14 protein-coding genes and 1 pseudogene are annotated in these 14,014 nt (G+C 68.7%); 3 read left to right on the top strand and 12 right to left on the bottom strand.

Annotated elements, in window-relative coordinates; genetic code table 11:
* Positions 1 to 28 precede the first annotated feature (28 nt).
* The 3 genes from M6G65_RS16045 (at position 29) to gyrB (ending at position 4,264) form a co-directional block, all read left to right on the top strand.
* On the top strand, positions 29 to 673 hold the full coding sequence (locus M6G65_RS16045) for an MBL fold metallo-hydrolase (RefSeq protein WP_250104173.1): 645 nt from the start codon (positions 29 to 31) through the stop codon (positions 671 to 673).
* A gap of 5 nt (positions 674 to 678) precedes the next feature.
* Positions 679 to 1,641: an aldo/keto reductase gene (locus M6G65_RS16040; RefSeq protein ID WP_250104172.1), complete on the top strand. Its 963-nt coding sequence runs from the start codon at positions 679 to 681 to the stop codon at positions 1,639 to 1,641.
* 178 nt (positions 1,642 to 1,819) lie between these two features.
* Positions 1,820 to 4,264: a DNA topoisomerase (ATP-hydrolyzing) subunit B gene (gyrB, locus tag M6G65_RS16035; protein ID WP_250104171.1), complete on the top strand. Its 2,445-nt coding sequence runs from the start codon at positions 1,820 to 1,822 to the stop codon at positions 4,262 to 4,264.
* Between the two features lie 423 nt (positions 4,265 to 4,687).
* Here gyrB and M6G65_RS16030 read toward each other — a convergent pair whose 3' ends face one another.
* The 12 genes and pseudogenes from M6G65_RS16030 to M6G65_RS15975 all read right to left on the bottom strand — a co-directional run bounded on the left by M6G65_RS16030 (position 4,688) and on the right by M6G65_RS15975 (position 14,011).
* Positions 4,688 to 5,521, bottom strand: coding sequence for a Uma2 family endonuclease (locus M6G65_RS16030; RefSeq protein ID WP_250104170.1), 834 nt, complete (start codon positions 5,519 to 5,521; stop codon positions 4,688 to 4,690).
* Between the two features lie 105 nt (positions 5,522 to 5,626).
* Positions 5,627 to 6,405, bottom strand: a pseudogene (locus M6G65_RS16025) (COG4705 family protein).
* 29 nt (positions 6,406 to 6,434) lie between these two features.
* On the bottom strand, positions 6,435 to 7,217 hold the full coding sequence (locus M6G65_RS16020; protein WP_050733498.1) for a COG4705 family protein: 783 nt from the start codon (positions 7,215 to 7,217) through the stop codon (positions 6,435 to 6,437).
* Positions 7,218 to 7,246: 29 nt separating this feature from the next.
* Positions 7,247 to 7,654, bottom strand: a complete 408-nt coding sequence (locus tag M6G65_RS16015; protein WP_250104169.1) for a histidine kinase — start codon at positions 7,652 to 7,654, stop codon at positions 7,247 to 7,249.
* A 68-nt stretch (positions 7,655 to 7,722) separates the two neighbouring features.
* Positions 7,723 to 8,499 carry a COG4705 family protein gene (locus tag M6G65_RS16010; protein WP_050733499.1) on the bottom strand — a complete coding sequence of 259 codons (777 nt, stop codon included), beginning with the start codon at positions 8,497 to 8,499 and terminating at the stop codon, positions 7,723 to 7,725.
* 92 nt (positions 8,500 to 8,591) lie between these two features.
* On the bottom strand, positions 8,592 to 9,884 hold the full coding sequence (locus M6G65_RS16005) for a sensor histidine kinase (protein WP_250104168.1): 1,293 nt from the start codon (positions 9,882 to 9,884) through the stop codon (positions 8,592 to 8,594).
* Positions 9,881 to 10,540 (bottom strand): response regulator transcription factor, encoded by a 660-nt coding sequence (locus tag M6G65_RS16000; protein WP_050733500.1) that lies wholly within the window; start codon positions 10,538 to 10,540, stop codon positions 9,881 to 9,883. Before M6G65_RS16000 ends, M6G65_RS16005 begins: the two co-directional genes overlap by 4 nt.
* 67 nt (positions 10,541 to 10,607) lie before the next feature.
* On the bottom strand, positions 10,608 to 11,045 hold the full coding sequence (locus tag M6G65_RS15995; protein WP_050733501.1) for an EamA family transporter: 438 nt from the start codon (positions 11,043 to 11,045) through the stop codon (positions 10,608 to 10,610).
* 129 nt (positions 11,046 to 11,174) lie between these two features.
* The gene (locus tag M6G65_RS15990; protein ID WP_007563927.1) at positions 11,175 to 11,783 is read right to left on the bottom strand and encodes an MFS transporter; all 609 of its coding nucleotides are present in this window, start codon (positions 11,781 to 11,783) and stop codon (positions 11,175 to 11,177) included.
* A 184-nt stretch (positions 11,784 to 11,967) separates the two neighbouring features.
* A complete protein-coding gene (locus M6G65_RS15985) occupies positions 11,968 to 12,246 on the bottom strand; it encodes a hypothetical protein (RefSeq protein WP_124262910.1) in 279 nt (92 codons plus the stop codon).
* A 225-nt stretch (positions 12,247 to 12,471) separates the two neighbouring features.
* Entirely contained in the window at positions 12,472 to 13,413 is a 942-nt protein-coding gene (locus M6G65_RS15980) for a cation diffusion facilitator family transporter (protein ID WP_250104167.1), read from the bottom strand.
* Between the two features lie 40 nt (positions 13,414 to 13,453).
* Positions 13,454 to 14,011, bottom strand: coding sequence for a hypothetical protein (locus M6G65_RS15975; RefSeq protein ID WP_007563933.1), 558 nt, complete (start codon positions 14,009 to 14,011; stop codon positions 13,454 to 13,456).
* Positions 14,012 to 14,014: the final 3 nt, after the last annotated feature.

The raw sequence follows: 14,014 nt of genomic DNA, 5'->3' as shown, positions 1-14,014 counted from the left end.
GCCGGGCGCCATCAGGACAGATTTCGCGATGCCAGGAACGCCCCGCGCCGGGATCATCCCGGTCACGCCCTTCCAGCAGAACTGCACCCTGATCTGGGACGACGCGACCAAGGTCGGCGCCGTGGTCGATCCCGGCGGCGATCTGAACCGGATCGAGGCGGCGATCCGGGAGCAGGGCGTGCAGGTCGAGAAGATCCTGCTGACCCACGGCCATGTCGATCACGCGGCCGGCGCCGACGAGCTGCGCGAGCGCCTCGGCGTGCCGATCGAAGGGCCGCACCAAGCCGACAAGTTCCTGCTCGATTCCCTGCCCGAGACGGCAGCGAATTACGGCCTCGGCGAAGCCCGGGCGGTGACGCCGGACCGCTGGCTCGGCGAGGGCGACGCGGTCACGGTGGGCGGTCTCGGCTTCGACATCCTCCATTGTCCAGGCCACTCGCCCGGAAGCGTCGTGTTCGTGAGCCGGGACGCGCGCTTCGCCCTGGTCGGCGACGTGGTATTCAAGGGTTCGGTCGGCCGCACGGACCTGCCCGGCGGCAACCACGAGCAGCTGATTCGGGCGATCAAGGAGAAGGTCCTGCCACTGGGCGACGACATCGCCTTCATCCCGGGCCATGGACCGACCAGCACGCTCGGCGAGGAGCGGGCCACGAACCCGTTCCTGCAGGATTAAGGACCATGGACAAGCGCCGCATCGGCCGCTCTGACCTGACGGTCGCGCCATTCTGCCTGGGCGGCAACGTCTTCGGCTGGACCGCCGACGAGGCGGCCTCCTTCGCGATCCTCGACCGTTTCGTCGAGCGCGGCTTCGACTTCATCGACACCGCCGACGTCTACTCGCGCTGGGTGCCCGGCCATGTCGGCGGCGAATCGGAAGCGGTGATCGGCCGCTGGCTCTCGGTGCGGCCGGGGGCGCGGGACCGGATCGTCCTGGCTACCAAGGTCGGCATGGACCTGGGCGAGGCCGGCAAGGGCCTGTCGGCCCGGCACATCGAGCGGGCCTGCGAGGCCTCCCTGCGGCGCCTGCGGACCGACCGGATCGACCTCTATCAATCCCATCTCGGCGATGCCGAGGTCCCGCTGGAGGAGACCCTGAGGGCCCACGAGCGCCTGATCGCGGCCGGGAAGGTCCGGGTCATCGGCGCCTCGAATTACAGCGCGGCGCGGCTCGCCGAGGCGCTCGACGTCGCGGCGTCGTCCGGCCTGCACCGCTACGAGTGCCTGCAGCCCGATTACAGCCTTGCCGAGCGCGGCTACGAGGCCGAGCTCGAGCCGCTCTGCCGCAAGGAGCAGATCGGCGTAATCGGCTATTTCTCGCTGGCGGCGGGCTTCCTGACGGGCAAGTACCGCGCCGCGCAGGACGCCGCCGGCCGTGCCCGCGAGAACCGCGTCGCCAAGTACCTCAACCCGCGCGGCCTGGCGCTGCTCGACGTGCTCGATTCGGTGGCGGCGGCCCAGGGTGCGAGCCCGGCCCAGGTCGCGCTGGCCTGGATCATCGCCCGGCCAAGCATCACCGCGCCGATCGCGAGCGCCACCACGGTGGCGCAGCTCGGCGAGCTTCTCGGGGCCGCGAGCCTGACCCTGACGGCAGATGCGGTCGCCCGCTTGGATGATGCCAGCGCAGGCGGTATCCAGGGCTAACGCGGCGTTAAGCCGGGAGCGTCAGAAAAGCGAGGATCCGGTCCCGCCTCGAGCCGGTAAAATCGTGCAATCTCAACGCGGAACCCCTATATCAGGCGGACCAAAGAGAGCGCAGGCATGGGCGCCCGACGGCGCGAGTTCCTCCGTCGCGACAAGGCCCGCCTGCCCGAGGACATCCATGGCCGACACCCCACAGACCGAGCCCGCCGATTACGGCGCGGAATCCATCCGCGTGCTGAAGGGCCTCGACGCCGTCCGCAAGCGGCCCGGCATGTATATCGGCGACACCGACGACGGCTCAGGCCTCCACCACATGGTCTACGAGGTGGTGGACAACGCCATCGGCGAGGCCCTGGCGGGCCACGCCGATCTCGTGACCGTCACCCTCAACGCCGACGGCTCCTGCACGGTGTCCGACAACGGGCGCGGCATCCCGGTGGACATCCACAAGGAGGAGGGCGTGTCCGCGGCCGAGGTCATCATGACCCAGCTGCACGCGGGCGGTAAGTTCGACCAGAATTCCTACAAGGTCTCCGGCGGCCTACACGGCGTCGGCGTCTCGGTGGTCAACGCCCTGTCATCGTGGCTCCGCCTGCGCATCTGGCGCAACGATACGGAGCACGCGATGGAGTTCCGCCACGGCGACGCGGTGGCACCCCTCGAAGTGGTTGGGCCCGGCAACGGAAGGCGCGGCACGGAAGTCACCTTCCTGCCGTCGACTGAGACCTTCACGATGATCGAGTTCGATTACGGCACGCTGGAGAAGCGGCTGCGCGAACTCGCCTTCCTCAATTCCGGCGTGCGTATCGTGCTGACCGACGCGCGCCATGCCGAGAAGAAGCGTGAGGAGCTGTATTACGAGGGCGGTATCGAGGCCTTCGTCCGCTATCTCGACCGCTCCCGGAAGCCGATCGACGGCATGACGAGCCCTGTCGTCGTCAGCTCCGAGCGCGACGGGATCCGCGTCGAGGTCGCGTTCTGGTGGAACGATTCGTTCAACGAGACGGTCCTGCCCTTCACCAATAACATTCCGCAGCGGGATGGCGGCACCCATATGGCCGGCTTCCGCGCGGCCCTGACCCGGCAGATCACCGGCTACGCCGAATCGTCGGGCATCGCCAAGAAGGAGAAGGTCTCGCTCACAGGCGAGGATTGCCGCGAGGGCCTCACCGCGGTCATCTCCGTGCAGGTGCCGGATCCAAAATTCTCGTCGCAGACCAAGGACAAGCTCGTCTCCTCCGAGGTTCGGCCGGCGGTGGAGAACGTCCTCAACGAGGGCCTGTCGACCTGGCTCGAGGAGAATCCGAGCCAGGCGCGCTCGGTGATGGGCAAGGTCGTGCTCGCGGCCTCGGCCCGCGAGGCGGCCCGCAAGGCTCGCGAGACCGTGACCCGCAAGGGCGCGCTCGACATCGCCTCGCTGCCCGGCAAGCTCGCCGATTGCCAGGAACGTGACCCGACCAAGTGCGAGATCCTGCTGGTGGAGGGCGATTCCGCCGGCGGCTCGGCCAAGCAGGGCCGCGACCGAGCCTTCCAGGCGGTGCTGCCGCTGCGCGGCAAGATCCTGAACGTCGAGCGGGTGCGCGCCGACCGGATGCTGTCCTCGGCCGAGATCGGCACACTGATCACCGCGCTCGGCGCCGGTATCGGCCGCTCGTCCACTGACCGCGAGGGCTTCAACCCGGAGAAGCTGCGCTATCACCGCATCATCATCATGACCGATGCCGACGTGGACGGCTCGCACATCCGGACGCTGCTGCTGACCTTCTTCTTCCGGCAGATGCCGGAGCTGATCGAGCGCGGCCACCTCTACATCGCGCAGCCGCCGCTCTACAAAGCCGAGCGCGGCCGCCGGGCGATCTACCTGAAGGACGAGCGCGCCCTCGAGGATTACCTGATCGACCAGGGCACCGACGGCGCGGTTCTGCGCCTCTCCACGGGAGCGGAGTTCGCCGGGGCCCAGCTCAAGAGCCTCGTCGAGGAGGCCCGGACCTTCCGGAACATCCTCCAGGGCCTCCACACGCGCTACGACCGCGCCGTGGTCGAGCAGGCGGTCCTGGCCGGCGCCTTCGATGCCGAGGCGGCGTCGCGCGCCGGCGAGGCCGAGGTGCTGGCCGACATGACCGCGCGCCGGCTCGACGCCATCGCCGACGAGATCGAGCGCGGCTGGCAGGGCGAATCGTTCGAGGGCGGCTATCGCCTCAGCCGGACGCTTCGCGGCGTCCGGCAGGTGGCGACGCTCGACGCCGGCCTGATCACCTCGCAGGAGGCCCGCCGCCTGTCCGAGCGTGCCGACGCGTTCCGGGAGATCTACGGCGAGCCCGCCACCCTGATGCGCAAGTCCGACGAGACCGTGCTGCACGGGCCCGTGGCCCTGTTCGAGGCCGTGATGGCGTTCGGCCGCAAGGGCCTGCAGCTCCAGCGCTACAAGGGCCTCGGCGAGATGACCGCTCAGCAGCTCTGGGAGACCACGCTGGACCGCGACATCCGCTCGCTGCTGCAGGTCAAGGTGAAGGACGTGACCGATGCCGACGACCTGTTCGTCAAGCTGATGGGCGACGTCGTGGAGCCGCGGCGCGAATTCATCCAGGAGAACGCGCTGAGCGTGGCCAATCTCGACGTGTAGGGCATAGCCGGTGTAATTTCTCAGTAAAATATGTCCCGGGAAGCGAATTATGTGGACCGATTTACTGAGAAGCCTGACCTCGCCGGCGTATCGGCAGGTTTTCAGGTTGGGAGAGCATTGATTCAGAGATGCTCTCCGCTGTCAACATCAAGCTTTCGTCAGTGCCCTTTGGTGACCGAGATCCAACGCTTTGAGGTCGGTTACCTGCTGAGCGCCATGGCCGCCCTAGCCGTCGGGGTACGGACCGCTTAGGTTCGGAGTGGGTAATGAAGACGGGGTTCCATCCGGCGTTGGTCGTCGCGGCGGGTGCCAGAGCGGGCAAACACCCCCGCAACGTCGACCGGGCGTTGGAGGACGCCCAAGCCCTCATGGGGCCGCCCCCCTTCGGTTATGATTAAGCCGCCCGGCTCCTGAAAGGACTGCCTAATAGTAAGTGCTGGCGCTCAGAACAGCATCCAGCCGGTTCTGCAGCCGCTCCGGCAGTACGGACTTCCAATCCACCATCGCGGGCGTACCGACCAAGCCGACGATGGCAGCTACGGCCGCCTCACACTCGCCGGCGTCCATCTCCGTAACCATGGCGTAGATGTCCGGCGAGCGTGGAAGACCCTTCATCCCCGCAATGCCCGATACCTGAACGGTGGCAAACGTGGCTTGGGTAGCGAGGTCGCCGCCCTCCGTGGCTAGCAGCGGGATGGACGAGTAGAAATCGTCGAGCCTCAACTCGACCCCGATGGCCGCTAGCCGAAGGACGGCGTCCGGTCCTTGTAGGAGTTCGTAGTGCCATCCGTCTCCCTGACGGTGGAAGAATCCGACCCGGCGTTGGTCCTGCGCGACATGGACGAAATGCATGAGGTCGTGCAGCGTCTGGTATTCGAGCCATTTCCCGCCGCGGTCGTACCGTTCGGTCGCGGGGGGCAGAACCTCCACGATGACGGTCGCCGAACGGACGCTGTTGGTCTCCGGATCCGGTTCGACGGTATCCCCGCAGGCGACGAAGACATCCGGGTAGACGCGTGCCGTTCCCGCTTGGAGCCGCATCGTCTGACGTAATGACGCGCACGGCCCGCCGGGGAGGCGGTCGGCAATCAGGTTATCGAGGCACCGGGTCAAGGCATGGTGGGCGATGGAGCCGCCGACCAGCATGCGGACAACCTGCCCGTCGATGTACTCCAGCCGCTCCCCTTCCTCCGCCGCTTCGCAGAGGCGTTCGTACTCATCCAGCCCGATGAAGTCGTCGCGTAATGCAGCGGGCATGCTTTGGCACTATAGGTTCCCCCTCATCATACGCTTGGACGTGGCGATCCGGAAGCTTTGGGCAAGGCACGGTGGCCGTTCGGCGCTCGCACGGGAACGTCCGGGTCAGCGCGACGCCTGTGCTCCCTCTGTCGGATGCTGACCGGCCCTTTGCGGGAGGAGGACGATGAGCGCGACGATGAAGGCCGCGATCACGGCGGAGGCGAGCGGCCGGCTCAGGTTCAACCCGCCGTCGGCGACCGGCTTGTCGAGGAAATCGCCCACCGTGGCCCCGAGCGGGCGGGTCAGGATGAACGCCGCCCAGAAGAGCGTGACGCGCGAAACCGAGGTCCGGTAGTAAAGGGCGACGACGACCGCGAGCGCCGCCGCGAAGACGAGGGCGCCGCCCTCGTAGCCGAGGCCGCCGGTGTCCGCGAGCCAGTCGCCGAGCGCGGTGCCCAACGTCTGCGAGAAGGTGATCGCCCCCCAATAGAACGCTTCGACCCGGGGGTCGAAACCGTGTTCACCGACACGGTGCCCTCGGTCGCGTACCAGAGCCCGAGCACGGCCGCGAGGCAAACGAGGAGCAGGGTCGACCCGCCGGTGTACCCGATGCCGAGCGAGCGGTCGGCGAAGTCCGCCATCGTCGTACCGAAGGTGGTCGAGGCGACGATCGTGGACCAGTACAGGACCGGGTGGAACCGCTTCGACATGACCTGGGCGACCACGAGCGCGACCAGCAGCACGGCGAACAGGGCGGTACCGGCGAGGTAGCCCCAATTGAGGGTCATGGTGACGGTATCGCCGCCGGTCTCCCCGAGCGTCGTGGCCAGGATCTTGATGATCCAAAAGCCCAGCGTGACCTCCGGCACCTTGCTCAGAGCGCGTTCGTAACGGTCGTCCATCGGACCTGCTCCTTCTTCGAGGGGAAACCTCACGGCGCGTCGGCGCAGGCCGCCCGGCGACCGGCACGCTGCGGGATGAGGAGGACGAGCCCGGCCATGACGAGCGCGAGCACGCCGGAGATCGTGATGTCGTCGATGCCCAGGCCGCCGGAAGCGACTGGCTTGTCGAGCGAGTTGGCGAGGGTGGCGCCGAGCGGCCGCGTCAGGACGAACGCCGTCCAGAACAGCATCGGCCTGGAAACGCGCGTTCGCAGTTGGAGGGCCGTGACCACGACCAGCGCGACGAGGATGAGGAGCGCGCTCCCGTTGTACCCGAGTCCGCTGCTGTCGGCCATCCAGTCGCCCAACGCGGTGCCGAGCGTCTGGGAGAACATGACCGTGGCCCAATAGAAACCTTCGGCCCGCGGGGACCGTACCGTCTCCACGGCGACCGTGCCGAGCGTGCGCTTCCACAGGATCAGGGTCGCGACGACCAATCCGAGCAACACCAGGGACCCGCCCGCGTAGCCGATGCCGAGGGACCGGTCGCAGAAGTCGGCGAGGGTCGTGCCTGCGAGCGTCGTCGCGGTGACCACGGCCCAGTACAGGAGCGGCTGGAAGCGGTCCGCCCGGACCTGTGCGGCGAGCAGCACCGCCAGGGCGGCCCCGAAGATCGCCGTGCCGGCGAGATAGCCGAGACCGAGCGTCAACGTGACCGCGTTGCCGCCGACCTCGCCCAACGTCGTGGCCACGATCTTGATGGCCCAGAACCCGGCGGTGGCTTCTGGCACTTTGGCGGGTTCGACGTGTCCGGGTCGCTCGGTCGGTTGCATCGGGCTGCCGTGGGAAAGCGAGGGCTGGCTCACGCGGTGTGGGTCTGGTCGATGATGGCGAGCAGGTCGTCGACCGCGCGACGGCAGGCGGCCGGATCGGGGTTCGAAGCCCGCAACGCGTCGAGGGTGCGGTCGATGGCCTTGTCCACGACGTGCCAGTCGGCGGCGGCTCGCGGCTTCAGGCCGGCCTCGGACGCGTCCCAGGACAATTCCAGGTCCTTGATGCGCGTCTTGGCGGCGGCGAGGTCGCCCCGGTCGGTCATCGCCTTTACGTCGGCGACGATGGTCCGGAACTTGGAGAGGTCGCCGAGCTTCGAGGCCGCCATCGCCTTGGGCGTCGCTCCGACGGCGGCGTCCTGCATCGCCTGCAGGCCCAGGGGGGCGGCCGTGGCGCCGATGACCGTCGCGGCGATGGCGGCGAGGAGGATGTTTCGCATGGTCATTCGCTCCGTGTCGTGCGGCGTTGGAAGGACTGGAGGATGGGGATGCGGGAGGCGGCGGACGGTCAGGCCCGCCGCTGTCCGGCCGGCTCGCCAGGGCGTCCGGAGACGAGGCTCAGGGACGTCACCAGGGCGACGATGACGGCGAAGAAGGCGAGGCTGGTGGAGGCCGTGCCGAAGCCGAGGCCGCCGTATTCCCGTGCCTGCGACAGCAGATCGCCCAGCGATGCGCCGAGGGGGCGCGTGACGATGTAGGCGAGCCAGAAGATCGTCACCGGGTTCGTGCCGAGGCGCCAGGCGAGGGCGAGGGCGGCCAGCATCGTGCCGAAGATGACGACGCCGAGATTGAAGCCGAGCCCCAGCGCCTCGGTAGCGAGGTCGCCCGCGGCCGTGCCGAGCGCGAAGGTCAGGAGGATGGCGAGCCAGTAGAACGCCTCGCGGCGCCGGGTCACGATGGCGTGGATCGAGAGCGTCCGCTCGGTCGCGTACCAAAGGGCGAACACGGTGGCGAGGGCGGCCGCGAACACGCCGGTGCTGACGAAGAGGCTCACGCCGAGCTTGTCGGTCAGGATGTCGGTAACCTGCGTGCCGACCACGCTGACGAGGACGACGGTCGACCAATAGGTCCAGGGCAAGTAGCGCCACTCGCGCACCTGCAGGGCGAGGACGGCCGCGAGGAGGCCGGCCGTGAGGGTGGCGGTGACGGCGGCACCCAGGCCGACGTTCACCGCGAGGTAGTCCGCGCCGGTCTCGCCGACGGTCGTGGACAGTATCTTGATGACCCAGAAGACCGCGGTGACCTCCGGTACCTTGTTCAAGATCTGGCGCTGGATCTCGCTCATCCCCGTCTCCCGTCCGTCATGGTCGGGCACCGTGATAGCGAGCCATAATGAGGGCAGAATGAGCTTCGTCCAAAGGAGCCGCAGGCTCGGCCTCAGGCCGGCAGTCTGACGGTTGCGAGGGTCCCCTGCCCGTCACGTCGGTTTTCGACCGTCAGGCCGAGGTCGTTGCGCTCCGCGATGCGGCGGGCGATGGCGAGCCCGAGCCCTGTGCCTTCGACTTCCGGTGGCGCGGCCCGGAAGAAGCGGTCGAACAGGCGGCCCTCGCTTCCCGGCGGCAGCCCGCAGCCGGTGTCCCGAACCGTGACGACGCACGCACCGTCCCGGTTCAGCAGACGGACGTCGACCTGGCCTCCGGACGGCGTGTAGCGCAGGGCGTTGTCGGCGAGGTTGGCGAACAGGACGCGGACCTCGTCCTCCGACGCGTGAAGCGTCGCGGGTGTCTCGATATGCACGCCCAGGTCGATGTCCTTGCGCTCGGCGAGCACGACGTGGTCGGCGACGCAGTCGAGCAGGAGCTGGCCGAGGTCGACGGATGCAGGACGCGCCTCGGCACCGTCGTCGAGCCGGGCGAGACGGAGCAGTTGATCCACCAGCCGGTTCGCCCTCCGGAGGCCGTCCGCCAGCGCCGTACGCCGCGCGTCGCTCCCGCCACCGGCAGGCCCGCCGAGGTCGAGTTGGATCTGCATCGCGGCGAGCGGCGTACGCAGTTCGTGCGCCGCGTCGGCGACGAACCGCTTCTGGGCGGCCAGAGCGGCCTGCAGGCGAAGGATGAGCCCGTTCATGGCCTCGGCGAGGGGCGCCACCTCCGTCGGCACGCCGCGCGTCGGCAAGGGGCCTTGGGCGGCGGCGCCGCGCCCGGCGAGGTCATGCACCAAGCCGTCGAGCCGCCCGAGCGCCCGGTTCATCGCCCAGCCGACGACGATCCACGACAGCGGGACGAGGAGCAGCAGGGGGGCCACGGCACCGAGCGCCGCATTGCGTGCGAACTCCGCCCTCACGACGTCGCGCTGGGCGACCCGGACCGTCGTTGTGCCGTTGGCGGTCGTGTATGTGCGCCAGAGCTCGCCGCCCATGACGACGTTCGCATATCCCGTGCGGCCGGGGTGGCGGACGTCGACGCCGCGGTCGTCGCGCAGGACCTGCCCGTCCTTCCAGATGGTGACGGCGAGTTGGTCCTCCGGGTCCTGGTCGGCGGCGGGCGGCGCGTCCGCGTCCGTTAGCCCGGGACCGGCGTTGAGGGCGACTTGCCGCAACTGCCCGTCGAGGAAATCGGCCGCCTCGATCCGCGCGAGGGCATAGGCCGCGACCATCGCGGCCAAGCCGATTCCGGCGAGCAGGGCGGTCATCCAGACGAGCGTCGTGCGGCGCAGGGAGGCGGCCCTCATGGCTTGGGTACCATCCAACCTGCGCCGCGGACATTCAGGATCACGCCCTTGCCGACCTTTCGACGGACCGTGAGGATCAGGGCGTCCACCGCGTTGCTCTCGACCTCCTCGCCCCACCCGTAGATGCGTTCCTCGATCTGCGCACGAGAGAGGATGCGCCCCGGTCGCTCCATCAGGGCGTGCATGAGGGCGTATTCGCGCGCCGACAGGACCGCGACGGTCCCGGCGTGGGACAGGACGTGGCTTTCCGTGTCGAGTTCGGTCTCGGCGGCCACGAGCCGCGCGCTCGCCCGCCCGGCCCGACGGCGCAGGATGGCCCGCATCCTGGCGAGCAGCTCGCGCATCTCGAACGGCTTGACCAGGTAATCGTCCGCCCCGAGGTCGAGGCCTGCGACGCGGCTTTCGAGGCCGTCCCGCGCCGTGATGATGAGCACCGACGTGTCGATCCCGGCCGCCCGGGCGGATCGAAGCACCCGAAGTCCGTCCCCGCCCGGCAGGCCGAGGTCGAGCAGCGCGAGCGCGTGGCCGCCGTTGAGCAGGGCCGTCTCGGCCTCGCCGCCGTCGCGGACCCAATCGACGGAATAGCCCTCGGCCGAGAGGCCGTTCGACAGCCCTTCGCCGATCATCCGGTCGTCCTCGATCAACAGCACGCGCATCGGTCGGTCCGTCCGGTTTCGAGCCCTCGCCCTGGACTGCGCCGCGACGCATCCCTTCCCGCCGGCTTCATCCTCGATAGGCGACGAGCACGGCCCCGGCGGCGATGAGGGCGACGCCGAGCCAATTCGGTGGAGATAGACGTTCGCCGAGGAAGACGACCCCGAAGACGGCCACCAGCACGACGCTGAGCTTGTCGACCGGGGCCACGCGGCTGGCCTCGCCGAGCTTGAGGGCGCGGAAGTAGCAGATCCATGAGCCGCCCGTGGCGAGGCCCGAGAGCACCAGGAACACGTAGGTCCTGGCCGAGACCGACCCGACCGGTACCCACTGGACCGTGCCGACCAGGATGGCGCCGAGGGCGCAGAGTATGACGACCGTGCGGATGAAGGTGGCGAAGTCGGAATTGACGTTCTCGATGCCGACCTTGGCGAAGATCGCGGTCAACGCCGCGAAGGCGGCAGAAAGCAGCGCCCACAGCTGCCAGGATCCGAGCAACGTCCTCATGCCGTGTTCCCCTCGATGCGGACCTGCCGCGACGCAATCCTCACGGCCCCCGACAGACCATCGGATGAGGGATGTCCGGCACCCGACGCCCCCCTGAGCGTCGCCGTTCCAACGCTCGCCGTGTGGTTCCTAATTCGCCCTGGACGGCCATTGCCGATGCAGGTCGTCGATGACGAAAGCATGCTCGTGCCGGCCCTGACCGATCCCCCGCACGTGGGGGTGGGACGGGTCGAGGTCCGCGTGGGCATGTGCGACGACGTCCGGGTCGGATGCAGGCCAAAGCATGGCCGCCGCCGCGACGCCCGCGACGGTCAGGGCGCCGAGTGCCGCCAGGGTCGCGGGCATCCCGACGGCAGCGCCGAGGCAGCCCGCCAGCGGGTAAGTGAGGAGCCACGACGCGTGCGAGAGCGCGAACTGGGCGGCGGAGTAGCCGATCCCAAGGACGAGCCAGGTCCCGAGCAGTACGGGCCAGCCGATGGCCCCGCACCAGGTCAGGGCAGCGACCCCGACGAGGACGACTCCGAGGAAGGCGGCGGACGGCAGCATCACACCCCTGTCGGACAGGCGGTCCAGGACCCGCGGTAGGACCAGGGCGGCGGCCATCGAGCCCGCGCCGAAGGGTCCAAGGGCAAGGGCGACGTCGTGCTGGGGGCGTCCGAGCAGGGCCTGGACGATTACCACGGTATTGACGATGACCATGGCGCCGGCCGCCGCGACGGCGAAATTCAGGGCGAGCAACCCGCGCAGGCGCGGTGTCGCCAGGAAGATCCGCCATGCCCAGTTGGCACTCGATACGGAGACGCCTAAGCCTCAGTGACGGGCCGGGCACCGAGCACAGAAAAGGCGACAGGCGCGTCAGGTCCGCGGGACCTCTGCTCTCCGTCACCAACACTCGATAACTGATAAATGGTCTCATCGGATTTCAACCAAGAGATCTACGCAAATCTTGGACGAATGCCTTCGCGAGCGCCGGCGCCTCGGCCACCACCTCTTCGTAGAACTTGGTCCCCACGGGGCCTGCCTGGGAATAATCCGGGGGCAACTCACCGATTGTCGCCGCGATCTCTGCGAAAACCTCTTCCCGTTCAGGTGCTGAAAGTTTTTGCATGAGAAGGGTCATCATGGCGATGGTCGATGTTCTCAGAACCGCAAGCATCGCCGTTGTCGTCACGGCAAAATGGTGCGTTTGTAGATCATTCATTGAAAACACCTTGCATAGTCAAGCATCATTACTCAGGCATCACTTCATGAGGTGCTTGAAGTATTGGAGAAACAATACGGCCAGAGGCAATCCGATACAGATCGCTATCATCATTCGATCCGCGGCTTTGCGGACGTATGGCCTGACCCGTCGCTTGCGCCGAGGATTTGGCGCCCACTCGCTCTGCAGCCGCGCCGATTTCTTGCTCATGCCGGATGCTCGCCGTCACACGGGCAGGCGCGCGGCCTCGGCCGAAAGCGCCTCGTCCTCGACCTGGACGGTGACGTGCTCGATGCCGTGTCGCTCCTTCACCAGACGCCGGACCGCGCGGATGAGGTCGGGTCCGGCGGCGACGTCGTCCATGACCACGTGGCCGCTCATCGCGTCGAAGCCGGAGGTCAGCGTCCAGGCATGAAGGTCGTAGGCGCGCCGCACGCCGTGCATCGCCTCGATCTCCGTTCGTAGCGCGGCAAGATCGACACCCAGAGGCGTTCCCTCCAGCAGGATGTGAAGCGCCTCGCTCAACAGGCGCCAGGTGCGCGGCACGATGAACAGGCCGATGCCGGCGCCGACCAGCGGATCGACCCATCGCCAGCCCGTCGCCATCACCACGAGGGCCGCGGCGATGACGCCGACCGAACCCAGCATGTCGGAGAAGACCTCGAAGTAGGCGCCCTTGACGTTGAGGCTTTCCGACGATCCGCCCGCGAGGAGTCTCATGCTGGCGAGGTTCACCCCGAGGCCGACGAACGCGACCAGCATCATCGGCCAGCCGAGGATCTCGGTCGGCTCGAAGAAGCGCCGGTAGGCCTCGTACAGGATGTAGGCCGTCACCCCGAGCAGCACGACGGCGTTGGCGAGGGCCGCCAGGATCTCGAAGCGCATGTAGCCGAAGCTCTTGCCCGGCGACGGCGCCTTGGCCGCGTAGTGGATGGCGAGCAGCGACAGCGCGAGGCCGCCGGCATCCGTGACCATGTGGGCGGCATCGGCCAGCAGCGCGAGGCTGCCGGTGAGCAGGCCGCCGACGACCTCCGCGGCCATGTAGGTCAGCGTCAGGGCGAGCGCCCAGGCTAGGCGCCCCTTGTTCCTGCCCGCCGCCGAGCCCGCGGGTATGCCGCCGCCGTGCGAATGCCCGTGGCCGCCGCCGTGCGCGTGTCCGTGTCCCATGTCGCTCCCAGTCTTTCGTTGCCGTCCCGGACCGGCCGCCTCAGGGGCCGGAGGAGCCGATGAGCTCGGCCACGTGCGCGCCGGCGGGGTGTCCGGTCGCGGCGAGGTGGGCGGCCGAGCAGGCCGCGTAGCCGGGACCGAACGCCGCCATGACGAGCTCGTGCCGCCCGTCCGGAGCCTCGCGGCTGGCCAGGAGAGCCCGACCGCCGGGCCAGAGCTCGGAATCGGCCGATGGCCCCGGTGTCGGCTCGCCGTAGCGGCGCACCCCTTCGTCGTGGATGGCGCGGCGCACGCGCGCGAGTTCCTCGCCCGCCAGGGGGAGCCCCACCCAGACGACCTCCTGCAGACCCTCCTCGCGGCAGACCACCAGCACGACCTCGGCCGTTGCCGACCCGACGGCCGGCCGCCAGCCACGCGGGTAGTACAGCGCGGTCAGGTTGGCCTCGCGGTCGGCCTTGAGCGGGCGCGGCACGTCGGCGACGGGCCCCCACGCGAGGCCGAACGGAGCCTCGCCGACGCCTCCGTCCGCGCCCGGAGCCGCACCCGTCAGCGCGAGGAAGGCGAAAGGAGCCGCCAACCAGGTTGGGACGCGTCGCATCTC

This window comes from Methylobacterium tardum (assembly GCF_023546765.1).
In the GTDB taxonomy this organism is placed as follows: Bacteria; Pseudomonadota; Alphaproteobacteria; order Rhizobiales; family Beijerinckiaceae; genus Methylobacterium; species Methylobacterium tardum.
Note: the sequence above shows the minus strand (reverse complement) of the source record. Positions and strands in the feature narration are given on the sequence as shown.

What these genes read in the sequence shown, in the direction of transcription:
- M6G65_RS15985 (WP_124262910.1), bottom strand. Translation starts at nt 12,246, where the DNA reads ATGAATGATCTACAAACGCACCATTTTGCCGTGACGACAACGGCGATG.
- M6G65_RS16005 (WP_250104168.1), bottom strand. Translation starts at nt 9,884, where the DNA reads ATGAGGGCCGCCTCCCTGCGCCGCACGACGCTCGTCTGGATGACCGCC.
- M6G65_RS16030 (WP_250104170.1), bottom strand. Translation starts at nt 5,521, where the DNA reads ATGCCCGCTGCATTACGCGACGACTTCATCGGGCTGGATGAGTACGAA.
- M6G65_RS15980 (WP_250104167.1), bottom strand. Translation starts at nt 13,413, where the DNA reads ATGGGACACGGACACGCGCACGGCGGCGGCCACGGGCATTCGCACGGC.
- M6G65_RS16000 (WP_050733500.1), bottom strand. Translation starts at nt 10,540, where the DNA reads ATGCGCGTGCTGTTGATCGAGGACGACCGGATGATCGGCGAAGGGCTG.
- M6G65_RS15995 (WP_050733501.1), bottom strand. Translation starts at nt 11,045, where the DNA reads ATGAGGACGTTGCTCGGATCCTGGCAGCTGTGGGCGCTGCTTTCTGCC.
- M6G65_RS16010 (WP_050733499.1), bottom strand. Translation starts at nt 8,499, where the DNA reads ATGAGCGAGATCCAGCGCCAGATCTTGAACAAGGTACCGGAGGTCACC.
- M6G65_RS16045 (WP_250104173.1), top strand. Translation starts at nt 29, where the DNA reads ATGCCAGGAACGCCCCGCGCCGGGATCATCCCGGTCACGCCCTTCCAG.
- gyrB (WP_250104171.1), top strand. Translation starts at nt 1,820, where the DNA reads ATGGCCGACACCCCACAGACCGAGCCCGCCGATTACGGCGCGGAATCC.
- M6G65_RS16040 (WP_250104172.1), top strand. Translation starts at nt 679, where the DNA reads ATGGACAAGCGCCGCATCGGCCGCTCTGACCTGACGGTCGCGCCATTC.
- M6G65_RS16015 (WP_250104169.1), bottom strand. Translation starts at nt 7,654, where the DNA reads ATGCGAAACATCCTCCTCGCCGCCATCGCCGCGACGGTCATCGGCGCC.
- M6G65_RS16020 (WP_050733498.1), bottom strand. Translation starts at nt 7,217, where the DNA reads ATGCAACCGACCGAGCGACCCGGACACGTCGAACCCGCCAAAGTGCCA.
- M6G65_RS15975 (WP_007563933.1), bottom strand. Translation starts at nt 14,011, where the DNA reads ATGCGACGCGTCCCAACCTGGTTGGCGGCTCCTTTCGCCTTCCTCGCG.